Source organism: Ensifer adhaerens (assembly GCF_000697965.2).
GTDB lineage: Bacteria > Pseudomonadota > Alphaproteobacteria > Rhizobiales > Rhizobiaceae > Ensifer > Ensifer adhaerens.
Window position 1 is genome coordinate 62,742 of record NZ_CP015880.1, and the last position, 22,097, is coordinate 84,838.

Below are 22,097 nucleotides of genomic sequence, written 5' to 3' on the forward strand. Positions count from 1 at the left end.
AAGAGCGTGAAACGGCTTTCTTGGAATTGTCCTGTTTTTAGAGAATGAGATCATTTCGCCGTTTCCCCGCATGAAGTGATCTGAAAGGACGGAGTTACCGCCTTGTCGCTTCGCATCATCTTCATGGGCACACCGGAATTTTCGGTGCCGACACTGGCGGCACTTGCCGAGGCGGGCCATCAGATCGTCGCCGCCTATACCCAGCCGCCGCGGCCGGGTGGCCGCCGCGGGCTCGATCTGCAGAAATCGCCGGTGCACCAGGCGGCCGAACTGCTGGGTATTCCGGTGCTGACGCCGGTCAACTTCAAGGACGAGGCGGACCGCCAGACCTTCCGTGATTTCGACGCCGACGTCGCCGTCGTCGTCGCCTATGGCCTGCTTCTGCCCGAGGCCATCCTCACCGGCACCAAGCTCGGCTGCTACAACGGCCACGCCTCGCTGCTGCCGCGCTGGCGCGGTGCAGCCCCCATCCAGCGCGCGATCATGGCCGGCGACCACGAGACCGGCATGATGGTGATGAAGATGGAAAAGGGGCTCGATACCGGCCCGGTCGCCCTCACCAAGACGGTTCAGATCGGCGAGACGATGACCGGGGGCGAATTGCACGATCGCCTGATGCAGGTCGGCGCCAGTCTGATGCGGGAAGCGATGGCAAAACTCGAGGCCGACGATCTGCCGCTGACGGTCCAGGCCGAGGACGGCGTCGTCTACGCCCAGAAGATCAGCAAAACGGAAACCCGCATCGATTTCGCCCGTCCCGCCCGCGAGGTCCACGACCATATCCGCGGCCTGTCGCCATTTCCGGGCGCCTGGTTCGAACTTGAGATCGCCGGCAGGCCGGAGCGCATCAAGGTTCTGAACTCGGAGCCCGCTTCCGGCGAGGCCGAGGCCGGCACGGTGCTCGACGATAATCTGACGATTGCCTGCGCCGAGGGCGCCGTTCGGCTCACCCGCCTGCAGCGCGCCGGCGGCAAGGCGTTGGGTGCGGCCGACTTCCTGCGCGGAACGCCGGTTGCGCCCGGCACGAGGCTCGGCTGATGCCGCGGTTCAAGCTGACCGTCGAATATGACGGCTCGGACTATGTCGGCTGGCAGCGGCAGGACAACGGAGAGTCCGTCCAAGGGGCGATCGAAAAGGCGATCCTGTCGCTGACCGGAGAGACCGTGTCGATCCGCGGCGCCGGCCGCACCGATTCCGGTGTGCACGCCAGTGGCCAGGTCATGCATGCGGATCTCACGCGTCCGTGGAAGCCCTACACGCTGCGCAACGCGCTAAATGCCCATCTGGGGCTTGCGGGCGAGCGGGTGGCGATTCTCGAGGCCGAGGAAGTGTCCGAGGAATTCGACGCGCGCTTCTCGGCGCTGCGCCGCCACTATCTCTACCGCATTATCTCGCGGCCCGCGCCGCTGGCGCTTGAAGCCCGGCGCGCCTGGTGGGTGCCGAAGCCGCTCGACCATGAAGCCATGCATGCAGGCGCCCAGCGCCTCGTCGGCCATCATGACTTCACCACCTTCCGCTCCGCCCATTGCCAGGCGGCGAGCCCGGTGCGCACGCTCGATCGGCTGGACGTCGCGCTTGTCGCCGGCGTCATCGAGATCCGCGCAACGGCGCAGAGCTTCCTGCACAACCAGATCCGCTCCTTCGCCGGCTCGCTGAAGCTGGTGGGCGAAGGCAAGTGGACGCCGGATGATCTGCAGGCAGCGCTTGAGGCCCGCAACCGCAAGGCCTGCGGCCCCGTGGCGCCGCCCGATGGGCTTTATTTCCTTCAGGTGGACTACTGATCCCGAAGTCCTAGCTTGTCGGGATCAGACCGAAGAAGCGCTGCAAGAGATCGCCGATCATCATCGACGGCAACAGGAACAGCGCCGTCAGCGCCGAGGCAAGCAGCGTCTGGTTGCCGGTCACCATGCGCAAGAGCCGGAAGAGCACCGCAACGCTGATGACGAGCAGCGTCAACCAGATGAAGCTCGTCAGCCCCTGGCTCCCGGGAATGACGACACGGATCGCCGCCGGCACCGCCATGGCGTAGGAGAGCGGAACCGAGAGCCAGTTTGTGGTAACGACGATCGGTACCACCGCTCCGGCAAATCCGAGTGGGCGCGAGAGAATGGCGATCAGCACCAGCGGCAAGAGCCAGCTGACGAGATCGACGACGAGCAGCTTGAAGATGAAGCCGATGCCGATCGTGGTGCCATCAGGCATGACCGAGAGGTAGTAGAGCCGCCAGGACGCCCAGGTGACGGCGATCGCCGGCAGGCACCAGAGCATGGACGTGAACGAGCGCCAGAGGCCACTCTCGCTGAAATCGAGCCAGCGGAAGCCTTCTTCGTTACCCTGCGCCAGGAGCCAGAGCCCCCGGATATAGGCAAGCACCTCATCAAGCAGCGGCATGGCCGAACCAGCGGGCGATGAAGGTTTCATAGATATTGGTCAGGGTCTCGAGGTCGGCGACGGCGACCCGTTCGTCGACCATGTGCATCGTCTGGCCGACGAGGCCGAACTCGACCACCGGGCAATAGTCCTTGATGAAGCGCGCATCCGAGGTTCCGCCGGTCGTCGACAGCTTCGGCTGGCGCCCCGTGACGGCTTCGACCGCGCCGGAGAGCGAATCGATCAGCGCGTTGTTGCGCGTGAGAAACACGTGGCTCGGGCGCTCGGCCCAGACGATTTCGTAGCGAACGGGGGCGCGGTCCGGACGCAGGCTACCGCTTGCCGCGGCACGGTCGAGCCGGGCGATGATCTCGGCCATCAGGCTATCCGCCGTCCATGTGTCGTTGAAGCGGATGTTGAAGGCGGCCGTCGCCTTGGCCGGAATGACGTTGACGGCACTGTTGCCGACATCGATCGTCGTCACTTCGAGATTGGAGGGCTGAAAGCTCTCGGTGCCGTTGTCGAAGGGTGGGTCCATCAGCGCCTGCGTCAGCTGCAGGATGCCGCGCACCGGGCTGTCGGCGAGATGAGGATAGGCCGCATGGCCCTGCACGCCGTGAACGGTGATGCGGCCGGACAGCGAGCCGCGCCGGCCGATCTTGATCATGTCGCCAAGGCTCTCCGGGTTGGTCGGTTCGCCGACCAGGCACGCATCCCAGCGCTCGCCCTTGTCGGCCGCCCATTGCAAGAGCTTGGTGGTGCCATTGATCGCCGGTCCCTCTTCGTCGCCGGTGATGAGGAAGGAGACCGAGCCCTTCGGGGCGCCATGCTTTTCGACATGGCGGGCGATTGCCGCGACGAAGCAGGCGATGCCGCCCTTCATGTCGACGGCGCCGCGGCCATACATCTCGCCGCCGGCAATGTCGGCCGAAAACGGACCGTGGCTCCAGGCGGCCTCGTCGCCGACGGGAACGACATCCGTATGCCCGGCAAACATCAGATGCGGGCCTTCGGTTCCAAGCCGCGCATAAAGGTTCTCGATGTCGGGCGTGCCAGCCTCCTTGGCCATCACGCGGTCGACCGCGAAGCCGAGCGGCTTCAGCATGGCTTCAAGGGCTGCAAGCGCGCCGCCTTCGGCCGGGGTGACTGAGGGGCAACGAATGAGGGTGGCGAGATTGGCGATCGGATCGGTGGAGGTCATCTAACGTTATGCCGTCTGCATGGCCACGAAGGGCCTTGGGAATGGAGGCTGCTGGTTTATCCGATCGCCAGCGAACTGTCACGCAGGATGGGGCACGCGAGACGGGAACTGTGGCGTCGAACGCAGAACGGCGCCGCGCCTGGGCGGAGGCGCAGCGCCGCAGCTTCAACGGGCCGGAAGGATCCGGCCCGCCTGAAGATCGCGAAGGGAATGGAGAAGGGCTTATTCTCCGGGTGCGAGATGCGGCGCCTCGATATGGGCTCCCGCGTGCTTCAGAGGCCGCTCGCCAGCGAGCTTGCGGATCAGCACGTAGAACACCGGCGTCATGAAGATGCCGAAGGCGGTGACGCCGATCATGCCGGCAAAGACCGCGATACCCATGGCCGAGCGCATTTCCGCACCGGCGCCGGTCGACATGACAAGCGGCACCACGCCCATGATGAAGGCCATCGAGGTCATCAGGATCGGGCGCAGACGCAGCCGGCTCGCTTCGATCGCCGCCTTGACCGGCGTGCTGCCCGACAGTTCCAGTTCGCGGGCGAACTCGACGATGAGGATGGCATTCTTCGCCGATAGCCCGACCAAGACGATCAGACCGATCTGGGTGAAGACGTTGTTGTCGCCTCCGGTCAGCCAGACACCGACGAGTGCCGCCATGATGCCCATCGGCACGATCAGGATGATGGCGATCGGTAGCGTCAGGCTCTCATACTGGGCCGCAAGCACGAGGTAGACGAGCAACAGCGCCAGCGGGAAGACCAGGATGCCGGAGTTGCCAGCCAGGATCTGCTGGTAGGTCAGGTCCGTCCATTCGTAGTCGATGCCCGGAGGCAGGGTTTCAGCGGCGATGCGTTCGATGGCTTCCTGCGCCTGGCCGGACGAGAAACCCGGTGCCGGGCCGCCGTTGATGTCGGCCGACAGGAAGCCGTTGTAGCGGATCGCCCGTTCGGCGCCGACCGTCTGCTCGACCTTCAGAAGCGCCGACAGCGGGATCATCTCGCCGGATTGCGAACGCACCTTCAGCTTGCCGATGTCGTCGGCATGGCTGCGGTAGTTCGCATCCGCCTGGACGCGCACGCTGTATGTGCGGCCGAAGGCGTTGAAGTCGTTGACGTAGAGCGAGCCGAGGTAGATCTGCAGCGTCTCGAAGACGTCGGTGACGGCCACGCCGAGCTGGCGTGCCTTCACGCGGTCAAGGTCGGCATAGAGCTGCGGCACGTTGATCTGGTAGCTCGAATAGAGACCGGCCAGCTCCGGTGCCTGGTAGGCCTTGGCGAGGAAGGCCTTGGTCGCCTCGTCGAGCGCCTGGTAACCGAGGCCGTTCTTGTCCTCGAGCTGCAGCTTGAAGCCGCCGGTCGTTCCGAGACCCTGGACGGGCGGCGGCGGGAACATGGCGATGAAAGCATCCTGGATGACGCCGAATTCCTGGTTGAGCTGCATGGCGATCGCGCCGCCGGACAGTTCAGGCGTCTTGCGTTCCTCGAAGGGCTTGAGCGCGACGAAGACGATGCCGGAGTTCGACGAGTTGGTGAAGCCGTTGATCGACAGGCCCGGGAAGGCGATGGCGTTTTCGACGCCCGGGTGCTTGAGCGCAATTTCGCTCATCCGCTTGATCACGTCTTCCGAGCGGTCGAGCGTGGCTGCGTCCGGAAGCTGGGCAAAGCCGATCAGGTACTGCTTGTCCTGCGCCGGTACGAAGCCGCCGGGGACCGCGCGAAACAGCGTGAAGGTGACGCCGAGAAGCACGACATAGACCACCATGATCAGCGACTTGCGTGTCAGGATGCGACCCACACCGCGGCCATAGGCCTCCGAGCTTGCGCCGAAGAAGCGGTTGAAGCCGCGGAAGAACCAGCCGAAAAGCCTGTCCATCAACCGCGTCAGCCAGTCCTTCGGCGCGTGGTGGTCCTTCAAGAGAAGGGCAGCCAGCGCCGGGGAGAGCGTCAGCGAGTTGAGCGCCGAGATCACGGTCGAGATGGCGATCGTCAGCGCGAACTGGCGATAGAACTGGCCGGTGAGGCCGGTGATGAAGGCGAGCGGCACGAACACCGCGACGAGCACCAGCGCGATCGCGATGATCGGACCCGAGACTTCCTGCATGGCGCGGTAGGTCGCCTGGACCGGCGACAGTCCCTGCTCGATGTTGCGTTCGACGTTTTCCACCACGACGATCGCGTCGTCGACGACGATGCCGATCGCAAGCACGAGGCCGAAGAGGCTGAGCGCGTTGATCGAGAAGCCGAAGACATACATGACGGCGAAGGTGCCGACGATCGAGACCGGAACGGCGACGAGCGGAATGATCGAGGCGCGCCAGGTCTGCAGGAAGATGATGACGACGAGCACGACCAGCGCGATCGCCTCGAGCAGCGTGTCGACCACGGATTCGATCGAGGCGCGCACGAACTGTGTCGTGTCGTAGACGATGCCGTAGTCGACGCCTTCAGGCATGGTGAGCTTCATCTCGGCCATGGCCTTGCGGACGTCGTCCGAAATCTGGATCGCGTTCGATCCAGGCGCCTGGAAGACCGCCATGCCGACGGCCGGCTTGTTGTCTAGCAAGGAGCGCAGCGAGTATTCGGACGCGCCCATTTCGACGCGGGCGACATCGCCGAGCCGAGTCACTTCGCCCTGGGCGCCGGATTTGACGACGATGTTCTCGAAATCCTCAGGCGTCTGCAGACGGCCCTGCGCGTTGACCGAAAGCTGCAGATCGAGACCTGGGACGGAAGGCGAGGCGCCGATGACGCCTGCCGCCGCCTGGACGTTCTGGCCGCGCACCGCGTTGGCGATATCGCCTGCGGCAAGGCCGCGCTCGGCTGCCTTCTGCGGGTCGATCCAGATGCGCATCGAATAGTCGCCGCCGCCGAAGATCTGCACCTGGCCGACACCTTCGATGCGGGCCAGCCGGTCCTTGACGTTGAGCACACCGTAGTTGCGCAGATAGTTGATGTCGTACTGGCCGTTCGGCGAAAGCAGGTGCACGACCATGGTCAGGTCGGGCGAGCTCTTGACGGTGGTGACGCCGAGGCGGCGCACCTCCTCGGGCAGCCGCGGCTCGGCCTGCGAGACGCGGTTTTGGACGAGCTGCTGCGCCTGGTCCGGATCGGTGCCGAGCGCGAAGGTGACGGTCAGCGTCATGAGGCCATCGGCGGTCGCCTGGCTCTGCATGTAGAGCATGTCTTCGACGCCGTTGATCTGTTCTTCAAGCGGTGTCGCCACCGTTTCGGCGATGACGGCCGGGTTTGCGCCCGGATACTGCGCGCGCACGACGATCTGCGGCGGGACGACTTCGGGATATTCGGAGATCGGCAGACCGGTCATGCCGATCAGGCCGGCCACGAAGATCAGGACCGATAATACGCCCGCGAAGACCGGGCGGTCGACGAAGAAGCGTGAGAAGTTCATGGTATCCCCCTTGGGATGCGTTCGGGCAGACCTCCGGCGGGCGCGGCGAAAAAACGCGCCGCGCGGCCATGTCTGCAGAGTGATGCCTTGGCTGGAGCCTCTTCACACCGGGCGAAGAGGCGCCGGGATTACTTGGCGATAGAGGCGGTCGTTTCCTCGACCTGCTGCGGCGCCACGACGACGCCGGGGCGAACCCGCTGCAGGCCGTTGACGACGATGTTCTCGCCGGACTTCAGGCCGCTTTCGACGATGCGCAGACCGTCGGAATTCGGCCCCAGCTTCACCTGGCGATACTCGACCTTGTTGTCGGTGCCGACGACGAAGACGAATTTCTTGTCCTGGTCGGAGCCGATGGCGCGGTCGCTGATCACAAGCTTTTCCTCGGGGTCCGGCTCGCCGATGCGGATGCGGACGAACTGTCCGGGGATCAGCCTGCCGTCGGCGTTTTCAAGCGCCGCGCGTACCCGGATCGTGCCGGTTGCCGCATCCACCTCGTTGTTGATGAGCTGGATATGGCCCAAGATCGGCGTGCCCTCGTCGGCGGCGGTGCCGACCTGGACCGGCAGGCGCTCGATCGCGTTGCCGCCGGCCGATGCTGCGAGCCGGGCGAGAGCGGTGGTGACCACTTCTTCGCTGGCGTTGAAGCTCGCATAGATTGGATCGACCGAGACGAGCGTTGTCAGCACAGGCGAGGCGGAACCGGCAGCAACGAGGTTGCCGGCGGTGACGTCGAGCCGGCCGACGCGGCCGGAGATCGGCGCACGGACCTCGGTGTATTGCAGATCGAGTTCGGCCGTGCGCAGCGCCGCCTTGGCCGAGCGCACCTCCGCCTGAGCTTCGTCATAGGCGCTGGCGCGCTGGTCGACGCTGCTCTGCGGCACGGCGCTGGTGGTCACCAGCTTGCGGCCGCGCTCGAGCTCGATCTTGGCGAGCGAAACACGCGCTTCGGCAGCCTCGACCTGGGCCTTTGCCCGCTCGACGGCTGCGGCATAGGGCTCGGGATCGATCGTCACCAGGAGGTCACCTTGCTTGACCAGCGCACCTTCGCGGAAGTGGGCTTTCAGGATGGCGCCGCCGACGCGCGGGCGCACCTCGACACGCTCGATCGCTTCAAGGCGTCCGGAGAATTCCTCCCAGGTGGTGATGCGCTTGGACTGCGCCCGCGCCACCGAGACCGGCACGGCCGGCGGAGGAGCGGCGGACGCATCGGTCGCGGCATCGGCCTCGAAATGCTGCGGCAGGCCGAACATGACGGCGGCGCCGCCGCCGACAGACAAAAGGATACTCAGGCCGGCGCCCCAGAGGGCCCGGCGGGTCACTGTCGATGTCATCTTTTCTCTCCTTGCCGGTTGGGAGCCGGCGCTTTGCGTTCGATGCCAGATCGGGGAATGAGCCTCTGAGCGGCCCCGCCTAACGCACCGTCATTTCCGCCGGCTTTGCCCCCGCCTTCTGGAAGAAGCGGGCGAAGATGCCGGTAATTTCCTTCTGCTGTGCCGACCAGCTTTCGCCGGTGCCTGCGTTCTGCGGCAACCATCCGGCGCGTCCGGGCAGCACGTGGGATTCGACCGCCACGCCCGCCTTGCGCAGGCGCTCGGCATAGGCTTCAGCCTCGTCGCGCATCGGGCACTCTTCGCTGGTCACGATCAGCGAAGGCACGAGGCCGGCGAGCCGCGTACAGTGGGCCGGCGCGGCGTAAGGGTGGGTGAAGCCACCGTTCTGGCCGAGATAGCGCTGCCAGCCGTCGGCGATCGATTGCGCCGAGGACTGGGGACAGTATTGACGGAACGATGCCGTTGCCAGGCACGGATCCAGCATCGGCGACAGCAGGATCTGGCCCTTGAGATCGGTCAGATACTGGTCTCGCGCCATCAGCGCGGCCCCGGCGGCGACATTGCCGCCAGCCTCTTCGCCGGCCACGAACAGCGACGACTTCTTGTGTGCGAACTGCGGGCAGCGCGCGCGCATCGACGACAGCATGGCATAGGCGACATCGAGGGCCGCGGGAAAGGGGTTGAGGCAGGCCGCGGAATATTCCGGAGATATCACCACCGCTCCGGCTGCCGCGAGTGCCTCGGCAACGCGCTCGCCGGCAGCGATCGTTCCGCCGACGAAGGAGCCGCCATGCAGGTGCAGTACGATCGGCGGCGGATTAAGCAGGGTCTCGCCGCGGTAGACGCGTGCGGTGCACGAGCCTTGGCCCGTCTGCATCGTCTCCACTTTGAACTGTTCGCCCATCTCTCTTGCCTTCGGCCCGAGCCAAACCCACATGTGGCGACAACACGCCACGACAGGAGAATAGCATTGTCTTCTGTCTGGAATAGTCTTTTCAATCTGATTACACTATTCGTATTCTCGAACAATTACGGCTCTTGAAAATGGACCAGCTCACGGCCATGCGCGCCTTTCTCCGGGTCGTCGAAACCGGAAATTTCACCCGCGCTTCCGCTTCGCTGAATATGCCCAAGGCGACATTGACCAATCTCATCCAGGGATTGGAGGCGCATCTGCGCACAAAACTTCTGAACCGCACCACCCGCCGGGTGCTGGTAACGCCCGATGGCGCGCTCTATTACGAACGCGCGGCACGCCTTTTGACCGACCTCGACGAACTCGACGGCAGTCTTTCGAGCGCCCAGACCTTGCCGAAGGGACGGCTCAGGGTGGAGATGGCAAGCGCGATTGCCAACCTGATTGTGATCCCCGCGCTACCGGAGTTTCACAAGCGTTATCCCGACATCCAGATAGACCTCGGGGTCTCGGACAGGACGGTGGACTACGTGGCCGAGAATGTCGATTGCGCCATCCGCGTCGGTGCGCTCACCGACCAGTCCCTGATCGCGCGCCGCATCACCGAGATGAGCTTCGTCGCCTGCGCAGCGCCCGATTACCTCTCGCGCCACGCGATCCCGCAGCATCCGTCGGATCTCTCGAAGAACTGCTACGTCGTCGGCTACTTCCGGCCGCAGACCGGGCAGCAGTTGCCGTTCTACTTCAAGCGCGGCAACGAGGAGATCGAGGTGAACGGCCGCTATGCCGTGGCGGCGAATGAAGCCACCACCTATCTCGCGGCGGCGCGAGCCGGCCTCGGCGTCATTCAGGCGCCGCGTTTCATGGTGCGCGAGGACCTCGAGACCGGCGCCATGCGGCCGGTGCTGGAGGATTGGGAAGTCGAGCCCATGCCGATCTATCTCGTCTATCCGCCGAACCGGCATCTGAGCAGCCGGCTGCGCGTCTTTGCTGACTGGGTGGTCAAGATCGTCGCCCAATCGCAGCTCGACGCTGCCTGACCGTCACGCGCGCTGGCTCGGTGCCATGCATGATCCGCATTGCGCTGAGCGTCCGGGTGGAGTGCCGGGACCGCTCGCTCCCGGTCCTCGGAATAACAAAAAAGGCGCCGCGATCGGATCGCAACGCCTTGTTGATTGGCTTTTGGGTTGCCGTCGCCGGGCTCAGCCCTGGCGGTTCTTGGCGTTGCCCTTCGGCTTGGTTTTGGGCTTGAAGCCGCCGTCCTTGCCAGCGTCCGGCTTGCCCTTCTTCTTGTTGCCCCAAGGCTTTTCGGCGCCCTTCGCCGGCGGCCTGTCCTCGGTATGGGCAGGCCCATCGCTATAGGCGGCCTTCTTTTCGAACTTGCGCTTCGGCTTGAAGTCGCCGCGGTCGTCATTGCGAGCGGCGTCGTCGGAATAGGGGCGCTTCTTGGCAAAGCCCGGCTTATCCTTGGAGAAGTTCGGCTTGTCCCTCGAGAAACTCGGCTTTTCCTGGCGCTGCTGCGACAGATCCGGCGCGCCGGCGAGCGGCTTCACGCGGATGCCCTTCTCCAGCATCTTGTCTTTGCCGATCGCTGACAGGAAGCGTTCGGCACCCTCGGCGGTCATCTCGACGAAGGTCTCTTCCTGCTGCATTCGGATCGCGCCGATGTCGCGCTTGGTCAGCTTGCCGTGACGGCAGAGCATCGGGATCAGCCAGCGCGGCTCGGCACTCTGCTTGCGGCCGACGGACAGCGAGAACCAGCTGCCGTCGCTGAAATCGGCCCGCTCGGCGCCGAAGTCCTCGCGCGGGGCACGATCATCGCGCGGTGCGCGTTCGTCGCGGCGCGGCTTGGCGCCGACAGCGACTTCGATCAGGTCTTCCGGAGCGGACCGTCCCGAACGGAACTGGCGTACGAAGGCGGCGGCCATCTGCTCGGCACCGTGGCGCTCGATAAGTGCTGCCACGATCGCCTGTTCGTCCTCGCGGATCGGCTCGGCAAAGCTCGTATCGGCAAGCAGGCGCTCGTCGTCACGTTGGCTGACCTCGTCGGCCGACGGCGGGCGTGCCCAGGTCGCGGTAATCCGGCCCCCGTCGAGCAGGCGCTCAGCCTTGCGGCGCTGGTTGACCGGCACGATCAGTGCGCTGACGCCCTTCTGACCCGCGCGTCCGGTGCGGCCGCTGCGGTGAAGCAGCGTCTCGGAGTTGGTTGGCAGATCGGCGTGAATGACCAGTTCCAGGCCCGGCAGGTCGATGCCGCGGGCGGCAACGTCGGTCGCAATGCAGACGCGGGCACGGCCGTCGCGCATGGCCTGCAGGGCGTGGGTGCGTTCGTTCTGGCTGAGCTCGCCCGAAAGCGCCACCACCGAGAAGCCGCGGTTGTTGAAGCGGGCGGTCAGATGGTTGACCGCGGCGCGGGTCGAGCAGAACACGATGGCGTTGCGCGCTTCGTAAAAGCGCAGCACGTTGATGATCGCGTTTTCGCGATCGTTCGGCGCAACGGTGAGCGCGCGGTATTCGATATCGACATGCTGCTTCTGTTCGGAAGCGGTGCTGATGCGTACGGCGTCGCGCTGGTAGTTCTTGGCGAGCGTTGCGATCGACTTCGGCACGGTCGCCGAGAACATCAGGGTGCGGCGATCGTCAGGGGACTCTTCGAGAATGAATTCGAGGTCTTCGCGGAAGCCGAGGTCGAGCATTTCGTCGGCTTCGTCGAGAACGATGGCGCGCAGCGAAGAAATGTCGAGCGAGTTGCGGCGAATATGGTCACAAAGGCGACCGGGCGTGCCGACGACGATGTGGGCGCCGCGTTCCAGCGTGCGCTTCTCGGTGCGCATGTCCATGCCGCCGACACACGAGGCGATCGTCGCGCCGGTCTCACCGTAGAGCCACTCAAGCTCGCGCTTGACCTGAAGCGCCAGTTCGCGCGTCGGTGCGATGGCGAGCGCCAGGGGGGCACCGGCAGGCCCGAAGCGGCGTTCATCGCCAAGCAGCGTCGGCGCCAGCGCCAGGCCGAAGGCGACCGTCTTGCCGGAACCGGTCTGCGCCGAAACCAGGGCGTCGCGCCCGGCGAGTTCCGGATCGCGCATCGCCTGTTGAACCGGCGTCAATTCGTTGTAACCGCGTTTTGCCAACGCCTCGGCGATCGCAGGCGCGATCCCTTCGAATTCAGTCATATCTTGTCTTTCGGATATCGGTCGTAGAGCCCAGGACGAACGGATCGTCTCGGCGCCAATTGCCGCGGCCAACACGTCGCGGGCCTGTCATGGCGCGCTACATACGCGCTCACGCGGTTCTTGTACAGGGGCGAAGGGTTCAAGGGCCGGGTTCGTCGCTGCGCGCGCCGAACTCGTTGGGCCCCTGATCGCCCGGCCAGAGGCAAAGGGCGATGAAGACGACCGGGCTCAAGACCGGGATAAACAGAGTGAGGGAAAGCGGGCCGGGATAGCCGATATCGTGCAGGCGCTTGATCGCCAGCATGGCGATGGAGGGCAGCGAGACGAGGCTCGAGACGACGAATGCCAGCGTCCAGAGCGCCAGCACCGTCTCATTGCCCTCGTTGGCAACCATTCGGGCGACCATGAAGCCGCCGATCAGGAACCAGAATAGCCAGGAGAGAAAGAAGGGCAGGCGGCCGATGCGACCGGAGGGGCTGAAGAACAGCCAGGTCATGCTCGGCTGCGGCCCCTCCGGTGTCATCGCGATCAGTCCCGAAGCAGTTCGTTGATGCCGGTCTTCGAGCGGGTCTTCTCGTCGACGCGCTTGACGATGACGGCGCAATAGAGGTTCGGCGCCGGCTGGCCGTTGCCCATGGTCGAGCCCGAGGGCATCGAACCTGCGACGACGACCGAGTAGGGCGGCACTTCGCCATAGGTCACTTCGCCGGTGGCGCGGTCGACGATCTTGGTCGACTTGCCGATGAAGACGCCCATGCCGAGGACCGAGCCTTCGCGCACGATGCAGCCTTCGACGACTTCCGAGCGGGCGCCGATGAAGCAGTTGTCTTCAATGATCGTCGGGCCGGCCTGCATCGGCTCCAGCACGCCGCCGATGCCGACGCCGCCCGAAAGGTGCACGTTCTTGCCGATCTGGGCGCAGGAGCCGACCGTTGCCCAGGTATCGACCATCGTGCCTTCGCCGACATAGGCGCCGAGATTGACGAAGGAGGGCATCAGGATGGCGTTGGGGGCGATGTAGGCCGAACGGCGCACGACGCAGTTCGGAACGGCGCGGAAGCCGGCCTTCTCGAACTCGTTGACGCTCCAGCCGTCGAACTTCGAGGGCACCTTGTCCCACCAGACCGACTGGCCCGGGCCGCCCTTGACGATTTCCATCGGGTTGAGGCGGAAGGAGAGCAGTACGGCCTTCTTCAGCCACTGATTGACCGTCCAGTTACCGTCTTCGCCGCGCTGTGCGACGCGGACCTTGCCGCTGTCGAGCAGGTTCAGCGCCGTCTCGACGGCATCGCGCACCGCGCCGCGCGTTCCGGTGTTGACGGAGTCGCGGTCTTCAAAGGCGGCTTCGATCGTCTGCGACAGGGAGGCGAGGTCGTGGTTCGTCATCGGAATTCCTTAAAGTTCGGCGGTTATCCTGCGAAAGCTCTACTGCATAAATCCGAAAATCGGAATCGATTTAAGGACAAAATTATGCAGCAGATCTAGCTGCTGCAGCGACCTTGACACGTCCTGAGCGGCGGTGGCTGCACGACGTGATCCTGAAATGTTGAAGGGCTTTTCAGGTCCCTGGAGTGGCCGGGGCTTGGCAAACTGAGGCGAACACGGCACTACAGCGCCGCGTACCCGTTCGGGATGCGCAAAGGCCGCCGCAGCGCGCTGATGCGCTTGCGACCTTCATGACCGAGGATTGAGGATAGGACGCGTCTGGACGAGATGCCGATTGTCCGGAACGCGACGGGAAAGACGAGAATATGGCACGCATGAAGAAGCGCGCTCTGCGCCGCAAAGATGGGGTCTGGGATCCGCTGGCCGACAGCTCGCAGAGCCGGCAACGCGCACAGACCGTTCCGGTCACGCCGCAATCGGCTTCGCCTTCCTATCGCCTCGCCTATATCGACGACGATTTTCTCTGCCGCGAAGAACTGCGCCCGATCCGGCTGCAGCTCGAACTCCTGAAGACCGAAATGATGCTGGAAGAGCGCGGCATCAACTCCACCGTCGTCATGTTCGGCGGCGCTCGCATTCCTGAGCCCGGCGGCGACGCCTGGGCAGCGAAGAACGAGACGCAGCGCAAGAACCTCGAAGCCGCCTCGGTCTATTACGAGGAAGCACGCAAGTTCGCGCGGCTCTGCTCCGAGCATTCGGCCAAGCTGCACTACAAGGAATATGTCGTCGTCACCGGCGGAGGCCCGGGCGTGATGGAAGCCGGCAATCGCGGCGCCGATGATGTCGGCGCGCCGTCGATCGGCCTCAACATCGTGCTGCCGCACGAGCAGGCGCCCAATCGCTACGTGACGCCCGAACTGTCGTTCAACTTCCACTATTTCGCCATCCGCAAGATGCACTTCCTGTTGCGCGCCAAGGCCGTCACCGTTTTCCCGGGCGGCTTCGGTACGCTGGACGAGCTCTTCGAGACGATGACGCTGATGCAGACCGGGCGTCTTGCGCTGGTTCCGCTCATTCTCTTCGGGGAAAAATTCTGGCGCTCGATCGTCAATTTCGAGGCGCTTGCCGAATTCGGCACGATCGCGCCGAACGACGTCGATCTGGTCCAGTTCGTCGAAACGGCTGATGAAGCCTGGGATATCATTTCCCGCTTCTATGAAACGGTCGACCCGAAGTCCGTTCCGATGGCAAATGGCCGCCGCTGATCGCAGCGGTCCAAAAAAAGCGCATAGCCCCTCGCTGGGGGAGCAAGGGGCTATGGGCTAGGCAGGAGCCTCTCCACCGGGCGGTGGGGAGAGAGAAGAGCTCCCGTCAGATCTTTTTGGTGAAGTCGGCCGCGTCTATGACGCCGTCGCCATTCTTGTCGCGCCGCTTGAACATGGCTTCCGCGGCGCTTGAAACTTCGCTGGCGCTCAAGGAACCGTTGCCGTCGGCATCGACGCGCTTGAAGGCCTTCGGGCGCAGCCCAGGCAGCATGGCCGGGCGGGCTTCCCTCAGCTTGGCAAGGGCGGTCTCGCGCTCCGTGCCTGTCTTGGCCTTGGCTTCCTTCCAGGTCTTGCGCGCCTCACGGAAGGCCTCGCGCTTGACCTTCATTTCTTCGGCGCTGATCTGCCCGTCGCCATTGGTATCGAAGGTTTTGAAATTGTCGGAGATCCGCGCCTGGAACTCGGTGAGCGAAACCTTCTGGTCCTTGTTGGTGTCGAGCCGCTCGATCATGTGCTGGCCGCGCTGCTCGGGCGTCATCTTTTCGCGGGCAGCAAAGGAGGGGGAGGCCATTCCGGTGACGGCGACGGAGAGTGCAGCCACGCCGAGGATCAGGGTCTTGTTCGGCATCATGCGTCCTTTCGATCGGTTGTTTCTGATCGCAAGGATAGACGCGGGTGCAGCCGACGCCAGTTAAACTTTGGTAATTTAAGTCATTGGCCGAAAAGAGGTTTTTCGGCGGCAAAATTGTGTCGCAGCGGGCGGGACGCCGTCTTTGCGGCGTCCGCCAGCGCCACTCTAGAGATCTGTGAGGAGGCTCCGCAGGAAGCCGGCGAGGTCTTCCGTCACGTAGTCGATCTGCTCGTCGGTGTCGTTCGACTTTTCCCACGATTCCGCAAAGGTGTATTCGAGGTTCTGCGGCACCAGCAGCACCGTCTTCATGCCCAGCGCCTTCGGCACGAGGAGATTGCGCGGCAGGTCCTCGAACATCACGGCATTGCGGGTATCGACCCGGTGCAGGCTCATGAACTTGTCATAGGTCTCGCCCGCGGGCTTCGGCACGAAGTCGGCGGCGACGATATCGAAGATGTCGTCGAAATGGTCGAGGATGCCGAGCGCCCGGGCCGTCATCTGCGCATGGGCAACGCTGCCATTGGTGAAGATGAACTTGCGGCCGGGAAGCGACTTGATCGCTTCGCCGAGCGCCGGGTCGGCCGGAACGATCGAATAGTCGATCGCATGGGCCTGCTCGAGGAACTCGTTCGGGTCGATGCCGTGATGGACCATCAGGCCTTTGAGCGTCGTGCCGTGGTCGCGGTAATAGTCCTTCTGCAGCTTCTTGGCGTCGGCCGGATCGAGCGACAAAAGCTTCGCCACATAGGCCGTCATGTTGCGGTCGATCTGCGCAAACAGGTTGACGTGGTGGGGATAGAGCGTGTTGTCGAGGTCGAAGACCCAGTCGGTGACATGGGCGAATTCGGAGCGGGTCGGCAGGCGGGCGAGCTTTTTCATGACCGCCTTATGACACGACCGACCGTGGCGGCAAACGGGAAAATGGCGATGCGGGGCCGGGCGTAATGCTGGCGCATAGATTAGCGCTTTGAATTGGCGGTTGTGCGTGGCATCTTCCGGCTCGCGCGGTTTTTGGCTCGGGGATGCGGATGCCAATGTCGAACGAAGTATTCTATCTGCTCTTTCTGTTCGGGTTTTACACGTTCACCGTCGTTACCTATTTCGCGCTTGGCTATGGCATCACATGGCTCAACGAGCGCAATCCCGAGCGAAAGATCCAGAAGGGACGCGGTTCCGACAAGCGCCGCAGCGCCGAGATCCGCCAGAGCCTCAAATCGATGTTCAGCGCCTGCCTGCCGCTGACGATCGGTCTTTACGCCCAGCAGAAGGGCTGGGCGCCGGCGCCCTGGACGCTCACCTGGTGGAACGCCCTGCCGCTCTTCGTGCTCAGCATGATCCTCTACGATGCCTGGTTCTATTTCATGCACCGGCTGCTGCACACCAAGTGGCTCTATCCGCTGCATGCCCTGCATCATAAAAGCGTGGCGCCGACGATCTGGAGCACCTATTCCGAGGACGTCTTCGACAACTTCCTGCTTCAGAGCTTTTCGGCCGTCGTCGTTTTCGTCGTGCCGTTTCCGCCGCTGGTGCTCATCGCCCATCGGCTGTTCGAACATTTCAACGGCATGATCGGCCATTGCGGCTTCGAGTATTTTGCCGCCTCCACCGCGCGCTACCCGTCTCCGCTGCTGTGCACGACGTTCCATGATCAGCACCATTCGGGCTTCAGGTACAATTACGCCAACTACTTCTCCTTCTGGGACCGTGTGCTCGGAACGCTCGCGCCGAACTACGATCAGCGGGTAAAGACCTTCGAGGACGAGGCGCCCCGGATCACGATCAGCGAGGGCACGGAGCTCGCAGAGGCGCGGGAAAGGGCGGAGTAGCAACCGGTCCGTTAGGTGGTCCTTGGCAACGAGCCGGCCTGCATGCTAGCTCGAAACGATGGAAACCTGGGTCCTCATCACCATCGCCGCGGCCTTCCTTCAGAACGTCCGCTCCGCAATGCAGAAACACTTGAAAGGCGTCATGGGCACGACGGGCGCGACCTTCGTGCGCTTCGGCTTCGGCCTGCCGTTCGCCTTCCTCTATCTCGTTGTGCTCTGGCAGGTGGTGGGCCGTCCGCTTCCGGTGCCGAACGGCACTTTCTTCCTCTGGGCGGTGATCGGGGGGCTGGCGCAGATCGCCGCAACCTTCCTGCTCGTCCATCTCTTCTCCTTCCGCAACTTCGCCGTCGGCACCGCCTATTCGCGCACGGAACCGGCGCAGGCAGCGCTTTTCGGCCTGATTTTCCTCGGCGAAAAGGCGAGCGAGGGCACGCTGGTGGCAATCGCCATCTCGGTCGTCGGCGTGATGCTGATTTCGGTGGCGCGCACGACCCTGAGTGCGCGCACGCTGGTGACCTCGGTATTCTCGCGCACGGCCGGCATCGGCTTGCTGTCCGGCACCTTCTTCGGCCTTTCGGCCGTCGCCTACCGTTCGGCGTCGCTGGCTCTGGCGCCGAGCCTGCCGGCACCCGACTACATGATGCAGGCAAGCTTCACGCTCGGCTTCGTCATCCTCTTGCAGACCGTGGTCATGCTGATCTGGATCGTGCTGCGCGAACGCGACGAGCTGCCGCGCATCGCGGCTGCCTGGAAGCCGGCCTTTGTCGTCGGTTTCGTCGGCGCGTCTGCCTCCTTCGGCTGGTTCATGGCGATGACCCTGCAGCAGGCGGCCGTCGTCAAGGTCGTCGCCCAGGTGGAAATGCTCTTCACCTTCGCCTCGTCCTTTTTCATCTTCCGCGAATGGATCAACAGACTGGAGCTATTGGGTTGCCTGCTGATCGTGCTCGGTGTCGTCATGCTGGTGCTGATCTGAAAAATAGACGCCCGAAAACCGGCGTCTCCCGAGCCGTGGTCATGCTAGAACCGCGGCATGTTGTTCGATCTTCCCTCCGATGAAACGCTCTACGACGCCTTGATGGCGCGCAGCAGCGAATACGAAGGTTCGGCCTTCGTCTGCGTCAAGACAACAGGCGTCTTCTGCCGCCTGTCCTGCCCGGCCCGCAAGCCGAAGCGGGAAAATACGATCTTCGTCAGCTCGATCGGCACCTGCCTGGAGACGGGGTTCCGTCCCTGCCAGCGCTGCCGGCCGCTTGCCACGTTCGGCGCCAAGGATCCGCTCGTCCAGGAGCTTCTGCAGGCGCTGGAAGCAGCACCGGAGCGCCGTTGGAGCGAGGACGACATCGTGCGCCGCGGGCTTGATCCCTCGACCGTCCGGCGTGCCTTCAAGCGCGCGCTCGGCATCACCTTCCTCGATCTCGCGCGCCATCGTCGCCTGGGGCTCGCCGCCCGCCAGCTCGCCGACGGTGGTCGGGTGATCGACGCCCAGCTCGAGGCAGGCTACGAGTCGCCGAGCGGGTTTCGCGTAGCCTTCCAGCGCCTGCTCGGCGATGCGCCGGCGGCAGCCCAGGGGAGGGCGCTGCTCTCGTCCGACTGGATCGAAACGCCGATCGGGCCGATGGTCGCGGTTGCCGATGCGACGCACCTCCATTTGCTGGAGTTCCACGAACGCAAGGCGCTGCCGACGGAGCTGGAGGCGTTGAAGCGCGCGACGCGCTCGGCCATCGTCCCCGGCCGGACGGCGCCGATCGATCAGATCGAAGGCGAGTTGAAGAGCTATTTCGCCGGCGAGGCGGGCGGATTTCAAACTCCGCTTGCGCCCGGGGGAACGCCCTTCGAGCGCAACGTCTGGGCGAAGCTCGTGAAGATTCCCGCCGGCGGGACACGTTCCTATGGTGACATTGCCCGCGAGGTCGCTACGATCCAGTCCGCACGTGCGGTCGCCAAGGCCAACGGTTCCAACCGGATCGCCATCGTCATTCCGTGCCACCGTTGCATCGGCGCGGATGGCTCATTGACCGGTTACGGTGGCGGGCTCTGGCGGAAACAGTGGCTGCTTCGGCACGAGGCGAAAATGAAACCAGTCAGCCTGTTGGTGGAGGAAACACAATGAACCAGAAGGAAAAGGCGCTCGCCTTCGCCGCCCTGCATAAGAAGGGTGACCCGGTGGTGCTGTACAACATCTGGGACGCCGGCAGCGCCAAGGCCGTGGCAGAGGCCGGTGCCAAGGCGCTTGCGACCGGAAGCTGGTCGGTGGCGGCCGCCCACGGCTTCGGCGACGGCGAGAAGGTGCCTCTGGCCTGGCTTGCCGATATCGCACGCCTGGTCGTGGCGAGCACCGACCTGCCCGTCAGCATCGATTTCGAAGGCGCCTACTCCGACGACGCGGCGACCGGTGCCGCCAATGTCTCGCGCATCCTCGACGTCGGCGCCATCGGCATCAACTTCGAGGACCAGATCGTCGGCAAGGGCGGCGTGCACCCGGTCGAAAAGCAGGCGGAGCGCATCCGCGCCATCCGCGAGATGGCTGACCGGCGCGGCATCCCCCTGTTCATCAATGCCCGCACCGATCTCTTCCTGCAGGAGGGTGACGAGAGCCGGCATGCCGGCCTCGTCGACGAGGCGATCGCCCGCGGCAAGGCCTATGCCGAAGCGGGCGCCAGCGGCTTCTTCGTACCGTGGCTGGTGGACGAGGCGCTGATCGCCAAGGTCTGCGCCGCCTCGATCCTGCCCGTCAACATCATGATGCGCCCGGCCGCACCCGACCTGAAGACGCTCGCCCGCGCCGGCGTGTCACGCGTCAGCTACGGCCCGGGCCCATACCGCGTGATGATGGAAGAATTGAAGGCGGCGGCGACCGAGGTCTACGCTCCGCGCTGAGCTCGGGGCTCGATGAAATCGCGCTGCGCAAGTTGCGCGATTTCACCGCGAAAACGTACGTTTTTGGCCGCAGCCTGGAGCTGTTATTTCCGCAATCTTCAGCTTTATCGTGTCTCTGGCAATTCTTTGCGACCCAAGAGGCACCGTATGAAGATTGTTCTGCTCAATCCGCCGCATACGGCCATCGGCAGCCGTATTCCCGACGATCATCTTCCGCCGCTCGGCCTGCTCGCCGTTGGCGGGCCGCTCATCGATGATGGCCACGCCGTGCGGCTCATCGATTGCGAATTCGGCCCTTTGGGCTTCGAAGAGATTGTCGCACGCGTGCTCGACGACTGCCCGGATCTTCTGCTGATCGGTCATTCGGGGTCGACGTCGGCCCACCCGACGGCCAAGCGTATTGCCAGCGATGTCAGAATGACCGCACCGTCCGTCCGGGTGATCTATGGCGGTGTGTTCCCGACCTATCATTGGCGCGAGGTTCTAAGCGAGAGCGGCGCCTTCGATTACGTCGTCAGGGGAGAGGGCGAAGAGACAGTGCGACGGCTCGTGCGCGCCCTGTCATCCTTAGAACCCTTGAGCGAGGTTCCGGGCATCGCCTATCGCGATGATGACGGGGTTGCGCTCGCCACCCGTCCGACCGAGGCGATCGCCAATCTCGATGCCTACCGCATCGGCTGGGAGTTGATCGAGCATCGGCACTACAGTTATTGGGGCGGAAAACGCGCTGTCGTGCTGCAGTTTTCGAGAGGGTGCCCGCATTTGTGCAACTATTGCGGCCAGCGCGGTTTCTGGACGCGATGGCGGCACCGGGATCCGGTCGCGTTCGCTAAGGAGATCGCCCGCCTCCACCGTGAAGAGGGCGTGGAACTGATCAATCTCGCCGACGAAAACCCGACCTCGTCGCGCAAGGGCTGGCTCGCCTTCCTGAACGCCATGATCGCCGAGAACGTGCCGGTGCAGATCGTCGGCTCGACGCGGGCAGACGATATCGTGCGCGATGCCGACATATTGCACCTCTATCGCAAGGCCGGTGTCGTGCGTTGGCTGCTCGGAATGGAAAACACTGATGACGCGACGCTGAAGCTGATCAAAAAGGGCGGGACGACCACGAGCGACCGGCAGGCAATCGCGCTCCTGCGCCAGCACGACATTCTTTCAATGGCCACCTGGGTGGTCGGCTTCGAGGAGGAACGCCTGAGCGATCTTTGGCGTGGTTTCAGGCAGCTTCTTTCCTACGACCCGGACCAGATCCAGGCGCTCTACGTCACGCCGCACCGGTGGACCCCGTTCTTTGGCCTCGCCAGGGATCGCACCGTCATCGAGCCGGACATGCGCAAGTGGGATTACAAGCATCAGGTGCTGAAGATGAAGCACCTTCACCCGGTCGTGCTTTTTCTGAGCGTGAAATTGATCGAGGTCGCGATCCAGGCGCGGCCAAAGGCCCTTGCGCGCGTCCTCCTGCACCGCGACCCGCAGCAGCGCCATTCGATGCGGTGGTACACCCGCATGGGGCGCAGGGTCTGGTTTCACGAGCTCTACGAATTCGCCTTCCGCCGCCGCCATTTCGCCGCCGGGCCGTCGCTTGAGGTGTTCTGGGGAGCGCCGCAGGAGGCCGAGGAGGAATCGATGTTACCGCCCCGCAGGCGCCATCCATCGGACAGCGCGGCCGCATAAAAAATCCGGAAGCTGTGTGAGACGGCTTCCGGATCC

19 protein-coding genes are annotated in these 22,097 nt (G+C 64.2%); 9 read left to right on the forward strand and 10 right to left on the reverse strand.

Translation table 11 applies throughout. The annotated features are described in order from the left end of the window. The first annotated feature begins 102 nt into the window (after positions 1-102). On the forward strand, positions 103-1,038 hold the full coding sequence (fmt, locus tag FA04_RS00295) for a methionyl-tRNA formyltransferase (RefSeq protein WP_034797375.1): 936 nt from the start codon (positions 103-105) through the stop codon (positions 1,036-1,038). Further along, positions 1,038-1,781 (forward strand): tRNA pseudouridine(38-40) synthase TruA, encoded by a 744-nt coding sequence (truA, locus tag FA04_RS00300; protein ID WP_034797373.1) that lies wholly within the window; start codon positions 1,038-1,040, stop codon positions 1,779-1,781. The genes fmt and truA overlap by 1 nt, the downstream gene beginning before the upstream one ends. Positions 1,782-1,791: 10 nt before the next feature. Here truA and FA04_RS00305 read toward each other — a convergent pair whose 3' ends face one another. The 5 genes from FA04_RS00305 to FA04_RS00325 form a co-directional block, all read right to left on the reverse strand. Then, positions 1,792-2,391, reverse strand: a complete 600-nt coding sequence (locus FA04_RS00305; protein WP_034797371.1) for a hypothetical protein — start codon at positions 2,389-2,391, stop codon at positions 1,792-1,794. Beyond that, complete coding sequence (gene dapE, locus FA04_RS00310; protein WP_034797369.1) at positions 2,378-3,571, reverse strand: succinyl-diaminopimelate desuccinylase; 1,194 nt, start codon at positions 3,569-3,571, stop codon at positions 2,378-2,380. The genes FA04_RS00305 and dapE overlap by 14 nt, the downstream gene beginning before the upstream one ends. A 222-nt stretch (positions 3,572-3,793) precedes the next feature. Further along, on the reverse strand, positions 3,794-6,979 hold the full coding sequence (locus FA04_RS00315) for an efflux RND transporter permease subunit (RefSeq protein ID WP_034797367.1): 3,186 nt from the start codon (positions 6,977-6,979) through the stop codon (positions 3,794-3,796). A gap of 128 nt (positions 6,980-7,107) precedes the next feature. Then, on the reverse strand, positions 7,108-8,310 hold the full coding sequence (locus tag FA04_RS00320; RefSeq protein ID WP_034797366.1) for an efflux RND transporter periplasmic adaptor subunit: 1,203 nt from the start codon (positions 8,308-8,310) through the stop codon (positions 7,108-7,110). 79 nt (positions 8,311-8,389) lie between these two features. Next, positions 8,390-9,214 carry an alpha/beta hydrolase fold domain-containing protein gene (locus tag FA04_RS00325; RefSeq protein WP_034797364.1) on the reverse strand — a complete coding sequence of 275 codons (825 nt, stop codon included), beginning with the start codon at positions 9,212-9,214 and terminating at the stop codon, positions 8,390-8,392. Between the two features lie 140 nt (positions 9,215-9,354). Here FA04_RS00325 and FA04_RS00330 point away from each other — a divergent pair, with 140 nt between their 5' ends. Then, complete coding sequence (locus FA04_RS00330; protein WP_034797362.1) at positions 9,355-10,266, forward strand: LysR family transcriptional regulator; 912 nt, start codon at positions 9,355-9,357, stop codon at positions 10,264-10,266. 162 nt (positions 10,267-10,428) lie between these two features. On the opposite strand, the gene FA04_RS00335 is transcribed toward FA04_RS00330, so the two are convergent. The 3 genes from FA04_RS00335 to dapD form a co-directional block, all read right to left on the reverse strand. Beyond that, positions 10,429-12,399, reverse strand: a complete 1,971-nt coding sequence (locus FA04_RS00335) for a DEAD/DEAH box helicase (RefSeq protein WP_034797359.1) — start codon at positions 12,397-12,399, stop codon at positions 10,429-10,431. Between the two features lie 139 nt (positions 12,400-12,538). Continuing rightward, the gene (locus FA04_RS00340) at positions 12,539-12,922 is read right to left on the reverse strand and encodes a DUF805 domain-containing protein (RefSeq protein WP_034797357.1); all 384 of its coding nucleotides are present in this window, start codon (positions 12,920-12,922) and stop codon (positions 12,539-12,541) included. A gap of 5 nt (positions 12,923-12,927) precedes the next feature. Further along, positions 12,928-13,785 carry a 2,3,4,5-tetrahydropyridine-2,6-dicarboxylate N-succinyltransferase gene (gene dapD, locus FA04_RS00345; RefSeq protein ID WP_034797345.1) on the reverse strand — a complete coding sequence of 286 codons (858 nt, stop codon included), beginning with the start codon at positions 13,783-13,785 and terminating at the stop codon, positions 12,928-12,930. 365 nt (positions 13,786-14,150) lie between these two features. On the opposite strand from dapD, the gene FA04_RS00350 reads away from it, so the two are divergent. Continuing rightward, a complete protein-coding gene (locus FA04_RS00350; RefSeq protein WP_034797342.1) occupies positions 14,151-15,050 on the forward strand; it encodes an LOG family protein in 900 nt (299 codons plus the stop codon). Between the two features lie 106 nt (positions 15,051-15,156). Here FA04_RS00350 and FA04_RS00355 read toward each other — a convergent pair whose 3' ends face one another. Both FA04_RS00355 and FA04_RS00360 read right to left on the reverse strand, forming a co-directional pair. Next, positions 15,157-15,681, reverse strand: coding sequence for an EF-hand domain-containing protein (locus FA04_RS00355; protein ID WP_034797339.1), 525 nt, complete (start codon positions 15,679-15,681; stop codon positions 15,157-15,159). A gap of 165 nt (positions 15,682-15,846) precedes the next feature. After that, on the reverse strand, positions 15,847-16,560 hold the full coding sequence (locus tag FA04_RS00360; RefSeq protein WP_034797335.1) for a pyrimidine 5'-nucleotidase: 714 nt from the start codon (positions 16,558-16,560) through the stop codon (positions 15,847-15,849). Positions 16,561-16,715: 155 nt separating this feature from the next. On the opposite strand from FA04_RS00360, the gene FA04_RS00365 reads away from it, so the two are divergent. The 5 genes from FA04_RS00365 to bchE all read left to right on the forward strand — a co-directional run bounded on the left by FA04_RS00365 (position 16,716) and on the right by bchE (position 22,061). Next, on the forward strand, positions 16,716-17,507 hold the full coding sequence (locus FA04_RS00365; protein WP_034797332.1) for a sterol desaturase family protein: 792 nt from the start codon (positions 16,716-16,718) through the stop codon (positions 17,505-17,507). 58 nt (positions 17,508-17,565) lie between these two features. Next, a complete protein-coding gene (locus tag FA04_RS00370; RefSeq protein ID WP_034797329.1) occupies positions 17,566-18,480 on the forward strand; it encodes a DMT family transporter in 915 nt (304 codons plus the stop codon). A gap of 57 nt (positions 18,481-18,537) precedes the next feature. After that, entirely contained in the window at positions 18,538-19,617 is a 1,080-nt protein-coding gene (locus FA04_RS00375) for a bifunctional transcriptional activator/DNA repair enzyme AdaA (protein ID WP_034797327.1), read from the forward strand. Further along, positions 19,614-20,384, forward strand: a complete 771-nt coding sequence (locus tag FA04_RS00380) for an isocitrate lyase/PEP mutase family protein (RefSeq protein WP_034797325.1) — start codon at positions 19,614-19,616, stop codon at positions 20,382-20,384. Before FA04_RS00375 ends, FA04_RS00380 begins: the two co-directional genes overlap by 4 nt. Before the next feature lie 147 nt (positions 20,385-20,531). After that, a complete protein-coding gene (bchE, locus tag FA04_RS00385) occupies positions 20,532-22,061 on the forward strand; it encodes a magnesium-protoporphyrin IX monomethyl ester anaerobic oxidative cyclase (protein ID WP_034797323.1) in 1,530 nt (509 codons plus the stop codon). Positions 22,062-22,097: the final 36 nt, after the last annotated feature.